The organism is Acinetobacter sp. YH12142 (assembly GCF_013418435.1).
In the GTDB taxonomy this organism is placed as follows: domain Bacteria; phylum Pseudomonadota; class Gammaproteobacteria; order Pseudomonadales; family Moraxellaceae; genus Acinetobacter; species Acinetobacter amyesii.
In genome coordinates this window covers 95,385-115,976 of the sequence record NZ_VPCB01000006.1, presented here as the reverse complement: position 1 = coordinate 115,976, position 20,592 = coordinate 95,385, and the positions used below count along the sequence as shown (strand labels likewise).

The following is a 20,592-nucleotide window of genomic DNA, read 5'->3' as shown; positions in this document are numbered from 1 at the left end:
ATTGCCATGAAAATTTTATCTATACGTATTAAAAACTTGGCATCTTTAGCGGGTGAGCATTTTATTGATTTTGAATCTGAGCCATTGGCTAGTGCAGGCTTAGTGGCAATTATCGGCAAAACAGGTGCAGGTAAATCGACCATTTTAGATGCCATGTGTTTGGCGCTGTTTAACCGTGTGCCTCGCTTAAAAGACAGTGATGGCAAACTCATCGATGTAGATGGTTCAGAGCTGCCAACCAACTCACCGCAAACCGTATTACGGCGCGGTACAGGCCAAGGCTTTGCCGAGCTCAGTTTTATTGCTCAAGACCAAAAAGTCTATTCGGCACGTTGGGAAATTAAACGTGCCCGTGAAAACCCAACCGGTAAATTGCAAAGCGTACAGCGTTCACTAAAATGCTTAACGGACGAAACAATTATTGCAAATCAAACCAAACAGGTTGAAAAGCATATCCCCGAAATTATAAAACTCAGTTTCGAACAATTTACCCGCACAGTGCTACTCGCACAATCAGAAGTCACTGCTTTTTTAAAAGCGCGTGATAATGAACGTGGAAAACTTTTAGAGTATCTAACCAACTCTGAAATCTTCGCAAAAATTGGTCAATTGGCCTTTGATAAAACCAAAGAAATTGCCAATCAGCGTAAAGAGCTGGAAAATGTTTTAGGACATATTGAAATATTGTCTGATGAAGATCTTGCCTTATACACGGCGCAATTTCAAAGTCATGCTGAGTCTTACCAAAAACTTGATAATGAAAAACAGCAACTGCTCAAACAGCAGCAATGGTTTCAACACAAAGACAAACTAATTACGGATCTTCAGCAACGTGAGCAATATTTGGCTGTTCAACAGCAGCAATTAGATGCACTGCAGCCGCAGAAGCTGCAATTGGAGCAACTGGAAAAATTTGCGTCAATCCGTCCGAGCATCATTCAACGAAATAATTTAAATACTGAAATGGCAACGCTGCAGCCACAATTGGCTCAGGCACAACAGCAATTCAACGCTATTGAAATTCAGTTTAATCATGAGAAAGCGCAATTTGAACAGATTGATCTGCAGCAAAAACAGCAGCACCAATTTGAAGTGGATCATCAAAATCAAATTGATGTAGTACGTGCGCGAATTGCCGACCGCCGAGTGCTAGGCGATCAGTTAATTGCCGTCAAAGATGAACTCCAAAAACTTCAAGCCCAGCACACCCCACTGCTTGAAGCCGAACAGCAATTGCAACAAATACAGCAGCAGTTAGAACAACAGTTAGCGCAGCAAAACACCCAACTGCTACAAACAGCTCATTTCCAAGTTTTAGATGAAGCGCTGTCTGCACATCTCAGCCCTTTACAGCGCTTTATTCAAAGTTATATTCAATTTGAGCAGCAATATGGTGATGTTTCGCAAGCTACGCAGCAAGTGACTCAAAAACAACAGCAACTTGAGCAGCTCATTCAGCAATTTGGGCAAGACCAAGCGCTTAACACTAAAATTACGGGCTTGCGTACAGCGCGTGAAGATCGATTAAATCGTCTCAATCAGTTGGATATCACAAAGAGTCATTGGCAACGTTACCACTCTATACATCTTGAACATCAGCAAAAATTGCAAGAGCAACAAAAACTGCAAAGTGATCTCGCACAGCATCAGCAGCAATGCAGCACAGCTGAAACTGAGTTTCATACACAAAAAGCTGCTCGAGAAAATTTGCAAACTGTACTGCAGCAGCAGCGATTACTGCATGCGGAAAATATTGAACAGCTCAGAGCTAACTTGGTTGCAGGTGAAGCATGCGTGGTATGTGGTAGCACAGAGCACCCTTATACACATAGCCAAGATGTGCTTTCCCATGAACTGTTAAAGCTGCAAGAACAGCAGGAACAGCAAGCTCTGGCGCAGGAAAAAACAGCCTTTGATCTGTGGCAGCAACTGCAAAAAAAATGCACACAGCAGTCCACTGCCTTTGAAGCCAATGCACAGCAACTCTTCTCAATCAGCACGCAACAGAGCAATGTCCAAACCCAGCTTGAGCAATCACTTCATGCACTGAGCATCCCTTGTGATTTAAGTGCAGATTTGAGCTTGCTTGAAACAACTATCTCACATCATATTGCACAAACCCAGCAGTCTTTGCAGCACACAGAAGCTGATTTAAAAACCCATGAACACGCGCAGCAAAACAGCCAGTCTTTGTCTCAATACATTCAGCACACGACAAAGCAACTGACCGATGTACAACATGCAGAACAAAATATTCAACCTATTTTGTCTTTACTCAATGACACTGAAAAACATGCATGGCAGCAATCGACCCGCACCGCTGCTGAACAGATTTATAAGCAATTACAGCAGCGCCTTCACACCTTAAAACAACGCAATGAACTGAATACGCAACTGAATCAAAAAACACAGCAGCTGGAACAGGCGAAACAGCATACAAAATTCAGTCAAGAGAATATTGCGGCAACTGAAAAACGCATTTCGACACTGTTAGAAGAAGGTAAGCAAAATAGCGATCTTGCAATCCAAGCTATTTTTGCCATGACCCAAGTGACTGTTGAAAAACCACATGAATGGTTATTACAGTTTGAGCAAAATCGACAACAGCTGCAAACTCAGTTTAATACGGTCCGTCAACAATTTGAGCAGCTACGCCAAGCCTTTGATACGGCACAAGCAGCGCTGCAAAAGTATCAGGCACAGCTATTACAGCTGCAAAATCAACAGGAAGCAGCTGTACAAAGTATTCAACAGTGGTTAGCGCTGCATATTGATTTTAATGACACCCTGTTACAGCAGCTCAGTGAAATTACACATGAGCAAGAATTACAACTCAAACAGCAAATTAGCTCGGCTGAACGTGCATATAATCATGCGCAATCTACCAAGAAGGCTTTTGATGAGCAATTACAGCAGCACTTAACGCTGCAGCCTGAGATCGAAATTGAAACCCTACTCGCACAATTGCAAAGCTTAGTAGAACAAATAAGCCAAGTGATGGAACAGCGTGATGAAGTGAAACTCAAACTCGAAGTGCATCAGCGCAACGTCGCAAAACAGCAGCAATTTGCCGAGCAAATTCAACAGATCCAATCTGAAGAACACCGCTGGAATAAGATTTCGAGCCTCATAGGCGATGCAACGGGCAAAAAATTCCGTGATTTAGCGCAGCAATATAATCTCGATATTTTAATCGAGTATGCTAACCAGCAATTGGCGATGCTTTCACAACGCTATACCTTAAAGCGCCTTGAAAATTCCTTAAGCCTAGCCATTGTCGATCATGATATGGATGGTGAAACCCGCTCTGTCTCTTCACTTTCAGGCGGTGAGTCGTTCTTAACGGCCCTCGCTCTCTCATTAGCCATTGCGAGTATGGCATCAGGTACGACCAAAATCGAAAGCCTGTTTATTGATGAAGGTTTTGGCACGCTGGATGCCTCAAGTCTGCACATGGTGATGAATGCTCTGGATCAGCTGCAAAACCAAGGGCGTAAAGTCGTGCTAATTTCTCACATTCAAGAAATGCACGAACGAATCCCTGTGCAAATTCAAGTCAATCCTGTCGGAGCAGGTGCAAGCACCATCCAAATCGTATCTTAAAAAAAGCCTGCTTAAAGCAGGCTTTATAATTTTTGATTCTCTAGATCATTACGTCCCGAGTGGACGTAGCGTTAAAATCTGTTCACTACGCCCAAATGGGCCATGGACATCATGCAATACAGAACTACTCAAACCAACACCATCCGCTCCATACTGCTGCACGGTTTCCAGACCTAACCACTGTCCCTGTGGTAAACGGTGCAAATGGATTTGTAGATCCAGATTTGGAAAGCCCCAGCCAAATGGCCAATCCTGACGCGGAACAATACCATTGGCGGTATCAACCATGCCCATTAAACGGACAAAATCAGCAGTCGGCTCACCTTCAACCATGTCATGCTGTGTTCTCAGCCACACAATGCCTTGACCTGCACGGCGCCCATGGCTTCTTGCTTCAATCGACTGAATATATCCCCCCGGCCACTGACGGATACCGTCCCAAATCGGCGCAGTTTCTGGCCCAGTCACATCAGCATCCTCCAAACCTTTCACGGACTGGCTATTTTGCGTCATCATGCGCCAAGTGCGTGCCACAATGCAGGTTTTGCCCTGAGCCCGCATTTCAGATTCAATCAGTTCAATGGTTTTTCCCGGACGAATCACTTGCGTGATTATTTCAAACTCGCCAGCAGGAATTAAGCCCAAAATATCGAGGCTAATGCGCCCGATACGCATATCATGACGTGGTGAAAAACGGTCTAATTCAGCACAAATAATGCCTGTAGCTGGTGCCATGTGTTGCTCATGTGCATTCCATGCACCTTGTGCTAAATTGGTCGAATGGTAATGTGCCGTGACACAGCCTTGCGCATCTACGTCGCGTTGAATCAACTGATAATATGCCGTCATGAACTTCCCTATTTGTCCAAGTGTGAATTACTTCAATATCAAAAACATCCTGATTATTTTGTACTCAACTTTAATGGAAAGTTCAAATTAAAAGGCTCACTTTGAACCCATAGGTTTCATCTATTGTGAAAATTTATCTGCTGTGCTTACACTTTATAAGCCTAGTTTTTGAAAGCAGGCTGAATCTTCTGTCCTATTTTGAATAATCACGTGCGCCAAACAATGCTGTCCCCACGCGAACCATCGTTGAACCCGCAGCAATCGCATCAGTCATATCGCCTGACATCCCCATACTTAATGTATCCCAATCTTCAGGTTTCGCATGCTGTGCTTTGACATGCTCAAAGAGCACTTTGGCATCAACAAAAGCGTGTGGATTGTTTGGAGCAGGAATCACCATCAGTCCACGTAAGCGTAAATTCGGTAGCGTAGAAATCTGTGCGACCAAATCTGCTACTTCATTCGGCTGACAGCCATCCTTCGTATCTTGCGCGTCAATATTGACTTGTAGGCAAATATTCAAAGGCGCTTGAGTCGCTTCTCGCTGGCTTGATAAACGCTCCGCAATAATCAAACGGTCTACCCCATGCACCCAAGCAAAGTTTGAAGCCAAATGTTTGGTTTTATTGCGCTGTACATGACCAATGAAATGCCAATCAATCTCTAAATCTGCCAAAGCCTCAATTTTTTCAAGCGCTTCTTGCAGATAATTTTCACCAAATGAGCGTTGCCCCGTTGTATACATTTCTCTTAGCATTTCAGCAGGATGCGTCTTAGATACAGCCAACAATTCAACCGACTGCTGTGGTCGACCCGCAAGTTGGCAAGCCTGCTCAATTTGCTGCAAGACTTGATTTCGTGCTTCTTGAAGTTTATTCATTGACGGGGTTCTCATTTCATTCATCTTTTTTTGCATTGCCCTGCAACTAAGTGTTGGTTAAGCTGTGGGAAAGCCTTATTATTCTATCAAAATAATTAAGATTTAATTTTTATCTCGGGGATTTTATGGACATTACAGAACTATTGGCCTTTGCTGCCAAAAATAACGCTTCGGATTTACATTTATCTTCTGGTATGCCACCAATGATTCGTGTGGATGGTGAAGTTCGTCGTATCAACCTACCTGCTCTTGAACATAAAGAAGTACACAAATTGGTTTACGACATCATGAACGATAAACAGCGTCGTGATTACGAAGAAAAATTAGAAACTGACTTTTCATTTGAAGTCCCTGGTGTGGCACGTTTCCGTGTGAACGCATTTAACCAAAACCGTGGTGCTGGTGCCGTTTTCCGTACCATTCCTTCAAAAGTATTAACCATTGAAGATCTTGGCATGGGCCAAATCTTTAAAGATATTTGTGAATATCCACGTGGCATCGTACTGGTGACCGGTCCAACGGGTTCGGGTAAATCAACCACGCTTGCTGCGATGGTCGATTACATTAACGACAACCGATATGACCATATTCTAACGGTCGAAGACCCGATAGAATTTGTACACGAATCTAAAAAATGTTTGGTCAACCAACGTGAAGTACACCGTGATACCCACGGCTTTAACGAAGCACTTCGTTCCGCACTGCGTGAAGACCCGGATATTATCTTAGTCGGTGAGATGCGTGACCTTGAAACCATTCGTTTGGCACTGACAGCCGCTGAAACAGGTCACTTGGTCTTCGGTACTCTACATACCACCTCTGCGGCAAAAACCATTGACCGTGTGATTGACGTATTCCCTGCTGAAGAAAAAGATATGGTTCGTGCCATGTTATCTGAATCACTTCAAGCCGTAATTTCACAAACCCTACTCAAGAAAAATGGCGGTGGTCGTGTGGCTGCCCATGAAATTATGATTGGTATTCCTGCGATCCGTAACTTGATTCGTGAAAACAAAGTTGCGCAAATGTATTCAGCGATTCAAACGGGTGCCAACTACGGTATGACCACACTCGATCAAAGCTTAAAAAACCTTGTCGCAAAAGGCATTATTAGTACGCAAACTGCACGGACTGCAGCGAAACAACCCGAATCTTTCTTGTAATTTTTTTATTTTTTTGGGGCGATCGTTATGGATTTTAACGGCTTACTTGATTATATGGTGGAGAAAAAAGCATCGGATTTGTTCATTACAGCCGATGTTGAACCCTCGATTAAAATCAATGGGCAAATTTTGCCTATTGGCTCGACTAAGTTACCGGGCCCGACTGTCGGTCAAATCTTACATTCGATAATGTCTGAAAAGCAGCGTAAGGAATTTGCCGATACGCGTGAATGTAACTTTGCCATTAGCAATACCAGTAAATCTGCTCGTTTTCGTGTCAGTGCATTTCAACAACGTGACCAGCCAGGTATGGTGCTGCGTCGTATCGAAACTGTCATTCCAACGATGGATGAGTTGAAATTACCGCCGATTTTAAAAGAATTAGCGATGACCAAGCGTGGCATTATCATTTTCGTAGGTGCAACAGGTACAGGTAAATCAACTTCTTTGGCATCTTTGATTGGCTATCGTAATGAAAATAGCAAAGGTCATATCATTACCATTGAAGACCCGATTGAATTTGTACACCAACACCGAGGCTGTATCATTACCCAACGTGAAGTGGGTATTGATACCGACTCTTTCGAAGTTGCCTTAAAAAATACGCTACGTCAGGCACCTGACGTGATTCTGATTGGTGAGATTCGTTCACGAGAAACTATGGACTATGCGATTGCCTTTGCTGAAACCGGTCACTTGGTTTTTGCAACACTGCATGCCAACAACGCCAACCAGGCCATCGATCGTATCATTCACTTCTTTGAAGCAGATCGTCATAGTCAGCTATTCATGGACTTGTCTTTGAACTTAAAAGCAATGGTTGCGCAGCAGTTGATTCCAACCATTGATGGTAATTCACGTCGTGCTGCCATTGAGATTTTGATCAACTCACCTTTAATTTCAGACTTAATCCGTAAGGGTGAAGTGCATGAAATTAAAGACCTGATGAAGCGTTCTCGTGAACTAGGTATGCAAACCTTTGACCAAGCCTTATATGACCTTTATAAAGCCAAGCAAATTAGCTACAAAGATGCGCTCAAACATGCCGATTCACCGAACGACCTGCGTCTACAAATTAAATTGTCTGAAGAAGGCGGTGAGCATTTACTGCGTGCAAATTCAAATATTACCTTTGATGGTCAACATTAATTTTGCTTAAACGCTTTCGGAAATAAAAAACAGACTTCACATGAAGTCTGTTTTTTATTCATTCTCATCCGTATCGGATTATTTTTTACGATATGCTTCTTGGCATTCAGGCGCATCACAATAGCCATAAAGATTTAATGAGTGACCTGTAAGTTGGAAACCAAATTTTTCTGCCACTTGATGTTGCTCATGCTCAATCACATCATTAGTAAATTCCACCACTTTATTGCAGTTTTGACACACAATATGGTCATGGTGATCTTCTTGCATAATCTCAAAAACAGAATGATTGTTTTCAAAATGATGGCGTTGAATAATACCTGCAGCTTCAAACTGTGTTAACACGCGATACACAGTTGCTAAACCCACATCTTCACCCTGTTCAAGTAAAGTCTTATAAATATCTTCTGCGCTTAAGTGATGTTGTCTTGAATTTTCAAGCAATTCCAATATTTTAATTCGTGGAAGTGTAACTTTAAGTCCAGCTTTACGTAAATCTTGATTTGAAATAGGCATGAAAAAAGGTCTCTCAACAAAATTAAAGTTGGAATATGCAACAAAGTTTAGATGCAGTATGATCTATCCTTGGATCAAATGCATCATAATTAATTTGGGATAGTTTAGCAAAATGCAAAAAATCATGCTGACGTTATTTGTCACTTCATTGCTCGTAGGCTGTTCAACCTTGGGCGTTTATAAAGTTGATATTCCACAAGGTACACCTTTAACTCAAGCACAAGCGGCTAAAATTCAAGTGGGAATGAGCCACCAACAAGTTCGCTTTTTGCTAGGTAGTCCAACTGTTGCCGATCCAATGAATCCGTTACGTTGGGACTACATTTATAAGTATACCCCAGGAACATATGCTAAAAAAGCCAAGATTCCTGCTGCACATGGTCAACACTTAAAAATCTTCTTTGACCAAAACGGTATCGTTCAAAAAATTGAAGGCTTAGAAACCATTCCAGAGTCTCAACCTGGCTTACCAGGTTCTAAAGAAGCGATTTTAACTGCGCCACCACTATAGTCGCTTTCAGATAAAAATAAACCCCTAAATTTAGGGGTTTTTTTTATAAGTACAATTGTTTGAAACGATTGCCTCGACAATAACGACCAACGGGATTTTTCTTGGCGCGATTACGACGAATATCTTTCGGATTAATGGTTAATGCACGATAGATTTCGACACGATCACCTGCTTCAAGTAACTGAGATGAATCGCTTACACGCGCCCCGAAGATTCCTAGTGTTAATACTTCTGGTAAATCTACTTGTTTTCGAATGCCACTTTGCACAATAGCATCTTCAACCGTCATACCGGGATTAAAGATTAGAGGAATTAATATCTGCTGTTCCACGCTCGCATAAGCCACCCACACTTGTAACTGAGCTGTCATTAGAATAACTGCCCAATCACAGCCACCAATGCCAATATTATTGACAAGGGCACTACGATACGTACAGCAATACGCCAAATATTATAAAAGGTTTCATGACTGAAGTTCATTGACTTACGTAGATGACTAATCTTCATAATCCAACCTGCGAAAATCGCATAAATCAGACAAATAATTAAGCCCCAAATCAACAAGGCAATATTAAATACTGGAACAACAGTGCTCAGTGCCCATACAAAAACCGCAACCAATAAAATCGCCCATTGCACCACTATGGCCAATTGGCGTTGTTGTAATTGTTCACGTGCCATTTGAATCAGCAATGCTGAAGCTGCGACTAAACCCACAACCAGTGCTAAAGCAGATACTTGTGCTTTTGCTGCGAAAAAGGCAAAAGCAACCACTGCCAAAAGTTGAGCGATCCAAATCGGAAATACCGTTTTGCTTGCAATCTCTTGTTGCTTCACGGCTGGTAAACTTGACTGCCAATACAAGCCCATCCCCAAACCACTTGCTACGAGCGCCAAGACAGTTGCATTGCCCCACTCACTAAATTCGAGCGCAGTCATTTTCCACTCTGGTAAGGCAGTTCCCATAACATTCGCTAAAACTACTGCAGCAATCACACCAATAGCGGTCAAAATCACTAAAAATTGGCGTGGTACAAACGACAATGCAAATGCAATGACCGCAAGGACAGCCAAAATAATGCTATAGGCAAAGCCATTAGCTGTAAAAATTGCCACATATTGCGACGCGGCTGAAAGCATGGCACCTGCTAAAAATGGAATAAATACTACGGCAAGCCAACCGACTATACGCCATTTGGGTGAAGCATCCGCATCACGTGTTAGCGAAGACAGTGCTTGAACTGCTGTAATTTTTGAACGTTTTGCTAAAGCAATTTCCAAATAACATAGCGGTAAAGCTAAAATAAGCATTGTACCTAGCCACAACAGCCAGAAATCTAGCTGACGTTCAATTTGAATACCTGTTACCGGTGCTAAAGTTGCAATAATGATAAAAGATAAACAGAACGCCATCAGTGGCGATAACCATTTCGACATCGCATTGTCCTGCATGACAAATTCCTTTGAAAATTCTAGCGCTATTTTGCCTTGCTGTGCCTTGAAAATCAAAAACAAAAAGCAAATCACCTTAAAGATGATTTGCTGCGCAAATGATATTATTAGAATTTAATTGTTTTTATTTCATTTTTTGAGGTTATGAAAAGAAACGTGCAAACCAATTTTTGCCTTTTTTCTTTTCTTTTTCTTTGATGATACCCATCATATTTTCTTTAACCGCACCGACATAATCAGCATCATCGTGCTGAATATGGTTAATCAGCCATTTTGAAAGCACTTCATGTAATTCATTTTCAATCGCATGCCCCATTTCAAAACGGTCACGGTAAGATTCAATTTTTTTAATAAATAAATCATGTACGCGTTTATGTGGCACACGATATTTATAACCCGCTTCTTCTTGTAAAGATTCTTCGAAGGTAAAATGTGATTGCGTGTAATCAATAATGTTTTCCAGAATTTGTTTTACACGATCACGATCTGTATTTGCGTCAATGCCATCAATTTCATTGATGTAGTCAAGAATCCGTTTGTGTTGATCGTCAATCACATCGATACCAGTATTGTATTCTGGAACCCATTTCATTTTCATTACGACCACCTATAAATATGAAGGACTTATCACGTAAATTTCATCATATAATTAAAGAACTTAAATAAAAATGAAGTAAAAAGGTTGGTTTTAATTGAAATACTGCCATTTATATTGCAATCAATTGTTTTTATTATGTTAATTTATTTAATCCCGAGTATAAAGCTAAGATATTTTTTAATCAATTCAATATCTTAGAAAACACCCTTAATTCAATAAAGTGTAAGATATTCATTTTTATAATGAATATCTTTCATTCAAAATTAATACTGATCTGCACGTGTGACACGTTTTAAAGATGGGTCCAGCCGCTCACGTTCTAAACGTTCAACAACCGTCTTTGCAGCACGAATTGGACGACCATGTTGAAATAAAATCATTTCACCCGGCTCAAATGCTGTCCAAACTTCGTTTTGCGTTAGGGGTTCAGTGGTAATCACGGCAACACGGTCTTCAGGCGTAGTGACTTCACTAAAATCGACTTCAACATCAATATCAATCAACTGTGCAGGCTGAAATGGAAACTCTCGAACCAGCCAATGCAGCTTGGTAATCGCATAACTAAATAGCGCCTGCCCATTCGACAAACAAAAATTAAAGGTGCCATGTTCTGCAATTTTAGGAGAAATTTCTAATAACAGATCAAACACCTGATCGAGTGTAGGTTCGGTATAACCAAAACGTTTCACCATTTGCTCGAGCAAATAGCAAAAGGCCAATTCACTGTCGGTATTGCCGACGGGGCTGAAGCGCCCTGTGAGCTCAGGCTGAAAGCCATGTAGGTCGCCATTATGTGCAAAAATCCACTGTCTGCCCCACAATTCACGACTAAATGGATGTGAGTTTTCAAGATTAATTTTGCCTTGTGTCGCTTTACGAATGTGTGCAATCACATTGCGAGATTTAATCGGGTAGTTTCGGATCAGCTCAGCAATCGGAGACTCTACAGCAGATTGATTGTCGACAAATAAACGACATGCTTTATCTTCAAAAAAAGCGATACCAAAGCCATCACAATGATCTGAGGTAATTCCTGCTCGCTGCGAAAATCCCCGAAACGAAAAAGTTATATCGGTAGGAGTCGCACAATTCATTCCGAGCAGCTGGCACATATCGATCATTTCAGCAGTAAATCTATGATTTCTCTATTGTGCATGACAGTTTTAGTTGTTGTAAATCTAAAATCGGCGCCATTGTAAGAGTTTTTATAATCCAACAGGGCAAATACATTATTTGATCTTTTCAAAAGTTACTTAGCCAACTGATAAATAATAAAAAAGCCTCAAAAGAGGCTTTTTTATATCAAAAAATGCTAAGTATCTTAAGCTTTTTTCACATTGGTTCGATTGGTGATTAATGTACCCACACCATGATCCGTAAAGATTTCAAGTAATGTTGCATGAGGTACACGACCATCAACAATATGTGCGCTGATTACGCCGCCTTTGACTGCATCTAATGCACAGCCAACTTTCGGAATCATGCCGCCATAGATCACGCCAGTTTCAATCAAACGATCGACTTCTTGGGTGGTTAACCCAGTCAGCAGATTTTTATTTTCGTCTAAAACACCCGTGATATTGGTCAATAAAATTAGCTTTTCCGCACCCAATGCTTCAGCCACTTTACCTGCAACCAAGTCAGCATTGATGTTATAGGTGTTGCCGTCTTCGTCTACACCTAATGGTGCAATCACAGGAATAAAATCGCTTTGGGTAAACATTTCAAGTACGTCAGTTTTCACACCAACCACTTCGCCAACTAGACCTAAATCAATCTGTTTTACTGAACCATCTTCGGCTGTTTTTTCCATCAATAATTTTTGCGCACGGATCAAATTACCATCTTTACCCGTTAAACCAATTGCACGGCCACCGTGTTTATTGATTAAGTTCACAATCGATTTGTTCACGCTGCCGCCCAAGACCATCTCGACAACTTCCATCGTTGCAGGATCAGTCACGCGCATACCGTCGATACGATCAGACTCACGGCCTAATTGTTTGAGGAATGAATCCACTTGTGGACCACCGCCATGAACCACAATCGGATTTAAACCAACCGTTTTCAGCAGCACGATATCACGTGCAAATGAGCTCTCAAGCTCAGGATCGGTCATGGCATTACCACCATACTTCACTACCAGCGTCTTACCCGCAAAACGTTGAATATACGGCAAAGCTTCCGTCAGGATTTGTGCTTTGTCGATGCCAGTATGTTGATGTGGCATTTGCCTCTCCTTATTGAGCATCTGGAATGTCATGAGCAATGTCTGGATAGTGCTCAACTAACATGGAAACAAACAGATCTCGTATTTCTTTTAAGCGTGCTGATGAGTTGGCATCAAAGCGTAAAGTGAAATACTCACCTGTATTCGATGCTCGAATGATGCCAAATCCATCATCAAAATCAAGGCGTATTCCATCAATTTTACTGATTTGTGCCAGAATTCGCGTAGAATTGGCTTCAACCTGCTTTAAAACTTCCGCTGGATCATGCTGATGCGTACTGACATATAAATCTTCGGTACTAAAGCGCTCTGGATATTTCGCCAAAGCTTCTGACAATGTCAGCCCCTGAGTTTGAATATATTCTAAGACCCTTAAGGCAGCATATAGACCGTCGTCATAGCCACCACTACGACCGTCATTAAAAACATAATGCCCTGCGTATTCACCACCAAAAACCGCTTTGCCTTTAGATTGGGAAATATATTTTCGCAAGAAACTACTGCCCGTTCGAATCATGACAGGCTGCGCATCTAAATCGCACACGGTATCCCGAATCATTGTTGAACATTTCACATCAAATACCACCTCTGCATGTGGTTTTTGAGTCAAACAAATTTCAGCAAATAAACACAATAATCGATCTGCAGAAACGACTTTGCCAGTTTCATCAATCAGCACTAAACGATCACCATCACCATCTAAAGCAATGCCAATATCGGCTTTTTGTAGCTGTATGGCTTGGCGGAGATGGGTTAAATGTTTGAGCTGTGATGGATCTGGAGCATGATCAGGGAAATGTCCATCAGCTTGGCAACGTAATGCCAAAACTTCACAGCCTAATTTATTTAATAATAAGGCTGCACAATGCCCAGCTGAACCATGCATGCCATCGATCACAACTTTAAGTGGTTGCTGTAAATGAATGTCATCTAAAATAAATTTCTGATAGGCCAAACAATATTCAGGCTTGATTTCGTGTGGCTCAATTTCAGTCATCAAATGCACACGTTCCGATGAAAAACAATTTCGTGCTTCGACTGCAACGTGTTGAATCATCTCTGGACAAGGTGGCTCACCTTTGATAATCCACTTGATACCATTATCTGATTTTGGATTATGGCTCGCCGTCACCATAATGCCATTGCCTTGAAATTGTCCCGCAATAAAATACAACATCGGGCTTGAGCAGCAGCCAATAATTTCCGCTTCAAGGCCAGCCTCATGGCAGACTTTTTGAATTATTTTTGCATAGGTTGGACTGGTTAAACGCGCATCATAGCCAATGGCAAGTCTCTTTTGCCCTACATCTAAATATTGTTTGACTAAGCCACAAGCAATTGACTGAACTAAATCAGCATTTAAGAGCGATATTTTCCCGCGAATGTCATATGCACGAAAAATATGTTGCGGAAAGTGACTAAACAGTGAACCCATACTATGTTCTTCTAATTACATCTTTATTAATTAAAAAATCTTAAATTCTATTTAGAATTTAAGCTTTTAATTAAAGGATAAAATCCTGAAAAAAAGTGTAGCTTTTTTATAACAATTTTAGTTAATAATCAATTAATAATATTTAAACACTGATCAAAAACTTAAAATCAATCCAAAAACACCTATTATCTCTAAATTATTTTTTAAATAAATCAAGACTTTACAATTTATAAAATATCAAACCACGCGTTCATCTATATTTATTTTACTTTTCAAACATTTTTAAACCCCTCTTCCACTCTGTACAAATATAGTAAATTGATTAAATTTAAATCAACAAACAAGGCTCAATTTATTCTTCTCTATTAAAATATAAACCGAGTAATTTCATCAGAATTAAATTTTTCGAGATAAGCCTATAAACGATATTGATAAAAGCCTAAACACTCTAAATATAGGTTTGATTTTTAATAAATTAAAATGATATAAATAAAAACCATCACGAGGATGGTTTTTATTAGCTACTTGATTGTAGGCATTTACTTGTCAACACACTGGATCAAAAGTCTTGCGCTGATTAGTTTTTACCTGTATGACCAAAACCGCCTGCTCCTCGTTCAGTGGCTTCAAACTCATCCACAATATCAAACTGAGCTTGTACAACTGGCACTAAAACATATTGTGCTAAACGCTCACCCGGCTCTAGGCTAAATGCCGTTTGGCTACGGTTCCAAACAGATACCATCAATTCACCTTGGTAGTCTGAGTCAATCAAACCGACCAAGTTACCCAACACGATTCCGTGTTTATGACCTAAGCCTGAACGTGGCAGAATTAAACCTGCAAAGTTAGTATCTTCGATATAAATCGATAGGCCTGTTTTTACCAGAACAGTTTGACCCGGTTCAATTACGGTGGTTTCTTCTACACATGCACGGAGATCAAGACCTGCCGAACCTGCTGTGGCATAAGTTGGCATTGGCCATTCCGTACCTAAACGTGTGTCGAGAACTTTAACTTGAACTTTCATGGTTCATTCCTGTTTCAATAAAACGAATTTCAAAAAATAAATAAAATATTCTACGCTTTAAGCTTTAACGCTTAATCAGCGCGCGTAAATTTTCTAAATAATGCTGTGCTTGCTGTTTAGGATCGATATCCCCTGCCAGCTTTTTCTTGCGGCCTAACCACTCCAATTCATCTTGTGGCAGTTCGTCCAAGAAACGGCTTGGTGTCATTTGTCGCATTTGACCACCGGCTTTACGTTGCTCTGCTAGAGTCATAGTTAAGCCTTGACGTGCACGAGTAATCCCCACGTACATCAAACGTCGTTCTTCCTCGACCGTGTCAGCAGCAATGGAGTTTTTATGCGGTAGAATTTCTTCTTCCAGACCAATCAAATAAACGAATGGAAATTCCAGACCTTTCGACGCATGAAGTGTTAACAAATTGACTTTATCGGTGTCTTCTTCTTCTTGTTGCTGTTCTAACATATCGAGCAGCACCATTTTACGAATCACACTTTCAATGTTCTTTTCATCTACATCTTCAGCGCGGTTTATCAAACTTTGAATACTGCTATATAGCACTTCAATATTATCCAGTTTGGTTTTTTCCTGCGCAGGAGTAGCTGCAGATTCTTTAACATAGTCGATATAACCTGCTTCAATCATCATGCGACGAATGATCGGAACAGGTTCATCATCTTCTAATAATTCACGAGTAAAGGTCGAAATAAAGTCCGCAAATTCGGCCAATTGGGTTGTGGCTTTTTTCGGAATCGCCATACTTAAGCGCTGGTCGCCTGCTGCACTGAGTAAGGATAAATTACTTTCCTGCGCAAATAGACCAAGCTTTTCCAAAGTCACAGGGCCAATCGCACGTTTTGGTGTATTGATAATTCGTAAGAATGCACTGTCATCTTCAGGGTTGATGATCAAACGTAAGTAGCTCATCAGGTCCTTAATTTCAGCACGAGCGAAGAAAGACTGACCACCCGATAATTTATACGGGATCTGCATTTGGCGTAGCTGTGTCTCTAGAGCACGCGCTTGGAAATTACCACGGTATAAAATGGCGTAGTCTTTCCAATTTTTACCGTTCATCAGCTTGTGCGTAATCAAGTCTTTTACGACGCGTTCTGATTCATCATCGTCATTACGACAAGTAATCACGCGGATCACTTCACCATGGCCTTTATCTGACCAAAGCTTTTTATCGAAAATATGTGGGTTATTGCCAATAACTGTATTGGCAGCTTTTAAAATACGACTGGTCGAGCGATAGTTTTGCTCAAGCTTAATCACTTTCAGATTACGGAAATCTTCCTTCAATAAAGCCATATTCTCAGGCTTAGCACCACGCCATGCATAAATCGATTGGTCATCATCACCTACCGCGGTGAACTGTCCCATGACACCCACGAGTAATTTCACCAAAATATATTGCGCGGTGTTGGTATCTTGATATTCGTCGACCAATAAATAGCGGATTCGATTTTGCCAACGATCACGCACTTCTGCATTTTCTTGTAATAAGCGCGTCGGCATGACAATCAAATCATCAAAATCCACAGCATTGTAGGCACGTAAATTACGCTCATACAGTTGATACAGATGTGCAAACTGAACGTCTTCTGCTGTTTCACAGGTGGTATGCGCTTGCTCAGGTGGAATCAGATCGTTTTTCCAATCTGAAATCATTTTCATGGCTTTGGCAATCAGCTCTTTACTTTCTGCACCGGATAAATTGTCGCGATGCATTAAGTCCATCAAAATGCGTTTGCAGTCATCTGCATCTAAAATTGAAAAGTTATTTTTCAGTGGTGTATTTTTTAATTCCAAACGGAGCATGTTTAGCCCGAAGTTATGGAATGTAGAAACCGACAGCCCTTTTGCCTCTTCACGGCTCATCAGCTTCGTCACACGCTCTTTCATTTCACGCGCAGCTTTGTTGGTAAAGGTCATCGCGGTGATACGGTGCGCAGGAATACCACAATGCTTCACCAAATAGGCAATTTTACGGGTAATCACCGATGTTTTGCCTGAACCTGCCCCTGCAAGTACTAACAAGGGTCCTTGAGTGTATTTCATTGCTTCAAGTTGCTTGTCGTTCAACTGACTTGCCAGTGACATAGTCTTTCCTCTTATTAATTCGAGGATGATTATAGTCATCTGAAACGATCTTGCCTAATGCAAAATGTATTTTATCGGTCATTAAAAATGCCATAAAAAAAGCCACCCGAGGGTGGCCTTTCGTTTCGAACTAAAACTTATTTAGTTTCGTAAACTGAGATTTCTACGCGACGGTTTTGTTCACGACCTGCAGCAGTTGAGTTATCCGCTACTGGAGAAGTTGAACCGTAACCACGTGCAGTAATACGAGTTGAAGAAATACCTTGAGACGCTAGGTAGTTTTTCACTGAGTTTGCACGGTTTTGAGAAAGTGGGTTGTTGATCGCATCAGAACCTGTGTTATCTGTGTGACCGTGTACAACGATTGCAAGTTTGTTTGCAGTACCGTCTTCACGCAATACTTTAGCAACGTCATTCAACGCAGATTGGAACTGAGATTGAATAGTTGAAGAGTTAGTTGCGAAAGTTACTGATGGCATAACAAGGTTGATCGAACCATCTGGATTACGACCTACGTCAACACCAGTACCAGCCAATTCTTGTTTAAGACGTTTTTCTTTCTTATCAAGAAGAAGACCTGCACCACCACCAACTACAGCACCAATTGCAGCTGCTTGACCCATTTTGTCTTTATCAGCATTAGAATAAGCAATACCAGCGCCTAAAAGAGCACCTAGACCAGTACCGATTGCTGCTTTGTCATATTCCATGTTTTGACAACCAGTAAGTGCCATTGCCCCAACTACTGCCGAAATTACTAGTGCACGCATTGCATGCCTCCTTCTTTGTGTTTTGTTGTATGGTTGAAATGATGAAGTAAAACAAATGGCTGAACCATTGATTTTTTGTTAATAATAAAACGTTTAGTTACAATTTGTAATATGAATACGAGATTTATTTGTTAATTCCATCACAATTTCTTCACAGTTCTGCAGATGCCCTTTTTTATTTAATCAACTCGAACTATATTTATTAGAATAAATCATTATTTGGACAATTTCCGCTAGGACTTTTTATATGTCATCTCAAACAAATAAGCAACCGACACTAAAAAAAATTAGCAAAGGACTTACCGTCGGTTCTATTATGACAGGCAGTACTTTTTTCCATGGCCCTCCTGTTTTAGCACTGGGTCTAACCAAACTCTTTAAAAAATCAAAAAAGGTTGATGAAACCAACATAAAAATTACCAACAGTTGGCTCACGGTCAATAACTGGTTAATTGATCACGTTTTACCCAACACAAAATGGGATATCACCATCGATGAAGGCCTCGACTTAAATTTGCATGGTCGCTATCTCATGACCTGTAACCATCAGAGTTGGGTCGATACAACAGTTAACCAATATTTTGGTTTAACCCGTATGCCACTGACGCGTTTCTTCACCAAATGGGAACTCATTTTCATTCCATTTGTTGGACAAGCTTTTAAAATTTTAGGCTTTCCAATGATGAAACGACACAGCAAAGAACAAATCGCGAAAAATCCTGAACTTAAATATCGAGATATGGAAGAAGCGCGTAAATCTTGTGAACAGTTATTGAGCCAGCCTTTTACCCTGCTGAACTATTTGGAAGGCACTCGCTTTACCCCTGAAAAACATGTGCAGCAGCAATCACCGTATCAAAACCTTCTTAAGCCGAAAGCGGGTGGTTTAGCACTGGCACTCAATATTTTAGGGGATCAAGTTGATGCTCTCGTAGATATGACCATCGTCTATCCAAATGGTGCACCAGGTTATGGCGAATTTTGGCTCGGTGAAGTTCCGCGTATCGCCGTGGATTTACGTAAAATTGAAATTCCAACGTGGGTGCATGGCGGCAACTATGAAGATGATGCAGAATTCCGTGAAAAATTTCAGCATTGGGTAGATGAGCTGTGGACGGAGAAAGACCAACTCATTACTCGTATGAAAGCTAAATACTCAGTTACTGAATAATTAAGAAGAAGTTTTATGTCGCAGAACAGCATGCCGCAAAACAAGAAATCTAAATATCATCATGTCAATCCAAACAGTTGGTCATTCAAACTGTTTTTGATTTATGACATATTCATGGTGTTTATTATTGTTTTTAACTTGTTCTGCCTGTGCATGAACTTTTTCCTCATGAGCAATCTTGGCAGTTGGTTCTTTAACAGTATCCACCTGCCCGATGTGCTGAGTTTTTACCGTGAACATTTACATCCATGGGTGATTACTACCGAAGCGTGGTTCATTATCTTTTTGATTGTAGAATTGTTGGTGCGCTGGGCGATTGCCATCATCAACAAGCACCATCAGCGCTGGTTCTTCTTCCCGTTTATACATTGGTACGAAATTTTAGCTATTGTGCCGCATTTACGTTTCCTGCGTTTATTTCGTGCGGGCATTATTGCTTATCGACTGTATGAAATGGGCTATCAAATCGTGCCTTCTGCATGGCAGAAAAAGGCATTGTTCTACTATCGAGTCGTGATGGAAGAACTGTCAGATCGTGTGGTACTTACCGTGTTAGATGGTGTTAAGCATGAGCTCAATACCAGTACAACCCATAAAGACCTAATTAGTAATCTTGTGCAGCATCACCGTGAGATGTTCACCCAAGTTTTAGCTGAGATTTTGCAAGAAAATTTAAGCAAAGAGCTACGTACTGAACGTGAATTGATCGCCAAAAATGTCGGACAAATCGTCAGTCAGGCCATCGAAGACACTCCAGAACTCACGCAGCTATTGCGCTTAGTGCCAATCGTTGGCAGCCGCATTGAACAGCAGATTCAAAGTATCGGGCAACGTTTGGGTGAAAATATTACCCAAGGTTTAATTTCCCCATTGGCTTATCCCAATACATCGACGGCTCAAAAACCCAATCTATATTTAGACATTTCACAGCGTGTTAGCCGTATTGAAATCGAAAATAATGTCCAGCTGGATGAGTTGGTTCGCTCTGCGGTTTTTGAAAGTCTAGAGGCTATTCGTAAGCAAGTGAAAGTAAAACAGTGGCAGCAGATTATGCAGGAACAGGACCAAGCTACAGAATAAACACTTAGTCAAAAATAATTGCGAACTCCGCTAGAGTATTCATGCAAATTG

18 protein-coding genes are annotated in these 20,592 nt (G+C 41.0%); 6 read left to right on the top strand and 12 right to left on the bottom strand.

Annotated features, from left to right (window positions below; genetic code table 11):
* Positions 1-6: 6 nt before the first annotated feature.
* Entirely contained in the window at positions 7-3,603 is a 3,597-nt protein-coding gene (locus FTU77_RS06325) for an AAA family ATPase (RefSeq protein ID WP_180055312.1), read from the top strand.
* Between the two features lie 48 nt (positions 3,604-3,651).
* On the opposite strand, the gene FTU77_RS06320 is transcribed toward FTU77_RS06325, so the two are convergent.
* Together FTU77_RS06320 and FTU77_RS06315 are read right to left on the bottom strand one after the other, a co-directional pair.
* Positions 3,652-4,452: a thioesterase family protein gene (locus FTU77_RS06320; protein WP_078193098.1), complete on the bottom strand. Its 801-nt coding sequence runs from the start codon at positions 4,450-4,452 to the stop codon at positions 3,652-3,654.
* A 193-nt stretch (positions 4,453-4,645) separates the two neighbouring features.
* Positions 4,646-5,332 carry a YggS family pyridoxal phosphate-dependent enzyme gene (locus FTU77_RS06315; protein WP_180055310.1) on the bottom strand — a complete coding sequence of 229 codons (687 nt, stop codon included), beginning with the start codon at positions 5,330-5,332 and terminating at the stop codon, positions 4,646-4,648.
* 125 nt (positions 5,333-5,457) lie between these two features.
* Between FTU77_RS06315 and FTU77_RS06310 the strand changes: the two genes are divergently transcribed.
* Together FTU77_RS06310 and FTU77_RS06305 are read left to right on the top strand one after the other, a co-directional pair.
* Entirely contained in the window at positions 5,458-6,495 is a 1,038-nt protein-coding gene (locus FTU77_RS06310; protein ID WP_078190026.1) for a type IV pilus twitching motility protein PilT, read from the top strand.
* Between the two features lie 27 nt (positions 6,496-6,522).
* A complete protein-coding gene (locus tag FTU77_RS06305; RefSeq protein WP_078193100.1) occupies positions 6,523-7,644 on the top strand; it encodes a PilT/PilU family type 4a pilus ATPase in 1,122 nt (373 codons plus the stop codon).
* Positions 7,645-7,722: 78 nt separating this feature from the next.
* Here the strand turns inward: FTU77_RS06305 and fur are convergent, their stop codons facing one another.
* Positions 7,723-8,160 carry a ferric iron uptake transcriptional regulator gene (fur, locus tag FTU77_RS06300; RefSeq protein WP_078193101.1) on the bottom strand — a complete coding sequence of 146 codons (438 nt, stop codon included), beginning with the start codon at positions 8,158-8,160 and terminating at the stop codon, positions 7,723-7,725.
* A 112-nt stretch (positions 8,161-8,272) separates the two neighbouring features.
* Here fur and FTU77_RS06295 point away from each other — a divergent pair, with 112 nt between their 5' ends.
* The gene (locus FTU77_RS06295) at positions 8,273-8,671 is read left to right on the top strand and encodes an outer membrane protein assembly factor BamE (protein ID WP_078193102.1); all 399 of its coding nucleotides are present in this window, start codon (positions 8,273-8,275) and stop codon (positions 8,669-8,671) included.
* A gap of 43 nt (positions 8,672-8,714) precedes the next feature.
* On the opposite strand, the gene FTU77_RS06290 is transcribed toward FTU77_RS06295, so the two are convergent.
* From FTU77_RS06290 to FTU77_RS06250, 9 genes are all read right to left on the bottom strand, one after another.
* Positions 8,715-9,041 carry an RnfH family protein gene (locus FTU77_RS06290; protein ID WP_180004252.1) on the bottom strand — a complete coding sequence of 109 codons (327 nt, stop codon included), beginning with the start codon at positions 9,039-9,041 and terminating at the stop codon, positions 8,715-8,717.
* A complete protein-coding gene (locus FTU77_RS06285) occupies positions 9,041-10,123 on the bottom strand; it encodes a hypothetical protein (RefSeq protein ID WP_180004250.1) in 1,083 nt (360 codons plus the stop codon). The genes FTU77_RS06290 and FTU77_RS06285 overlap by 1 nt, the downstream gene beginning before the upstream one ends.
* A 142-nt stretch (positions 10,124-10,265) precedes the next feature.
* On the bottom strand, positions 10,266-10,721 hold the full coding sequence (locus FTU77_RS06280) for a bacteriohemerythrin (RefSeq protein ID WP_078190032.1): 456 nt from the start codon (positions 10,719-10,721) through the stop codon (positions 10,266-10,268).
* A 263-nt stretch (positions 10,722-10,984) separates the two neighbouring features.
* Complete coding sequence (locus FTU77_RS06275) at positions 10,985-11,833, bottom strand: class II glutamine amidotransferase (protein WP_111885279.1); 849 nt, start codon at positions 11,831-11,833, stop codon at positions 10,985-10,987.
* Between the two features lie 209 nt (positions 11,834-12,042).
* Positions 12,043-12,951: an acetylglutamate kinase gene (gene argB / locus FTU77_RS06270; protein WP_078190033.1), complete on the bottom strand. Its 909-nt coding sequence runs from the start codon at positions 12,949-12,951 to the stop codon at positions 12,043-12,045.
* Between the two features lie 10 nt (positions 12,952-12,961).
* Complete coding sequence (locus FTU77_RS06265) at positions 12,962-14,386, bottom strand: phosphomannomutase/phosphoglucomutase (protein WP_180055308.1); 1,425 nt, start codon at positions 14,384-14,386, stop codon at positions 12,962-12,964.
* Between the two features lie 577 nt (positions 14,387-14,963).
* Entirely contained in the window at positions 14,964-15,416 is a 453-nt protein-coding gene (gene dut, locus FTU77_RS06260) for a dUTP diphosphatase (RefSeq protein ID WP_111885270.1), read from the bottom strand.
* 64 nt (positions 15,417-15,480) lie between these two features.
* On the bottom strand, positions 15,481-17,520 hold the full coding sequence (locus FTU77_RS06255; RefSeq protein WP_078193107.1) for a UvrD-helicase domain-containing protein: 2,040 nt from the start codon (positions 17,518-17,520) through the stop codon (positions 15,481-15,483).
* Between the two features lie 137 nt (positions 17,521-17,657).
* Complete coding sequence (locus FTU77_RS06250; RefSeq protein WP_168379081.1) at positions 17,658-18,290, bottom strand: OmpA family protein; 633 nt, start codon at positions 18,288-18,290, stop codon at positions 17,658-17,660.
* A gap of 247 nt (positions 18,291-18,537) precedes the next feature.
* On the opposite strand from FTU77_RS06250, the gene FTU77_RS06245 reads away from it, so the two are divergent.
* Positions 18,538-19,461: an acyltransferase gene (locus tag FTU77_RS06245; protein ID WP_168379082.1), complete on the top strand. Its 924-nt coding sequence runs from the start codon at positions 18,538-18,540 to the stop codon at positions 19,459-19,461.
* Between the two features lie 15 nt (positions 19,462-19,476).
* On the top strand, positions 19,477-20,541 hold the full coding sequence (locus FTU77_RS06240; protein ID WP_373683471.1) for a preprotein translocase subunit SecA: 1,065 nt from the start codon (positions 19,477-19,479) through the stop codon (positions 20,539-20,541).
* Positions 20,542-20,592 lie beyond the last annotated feature (51 nt).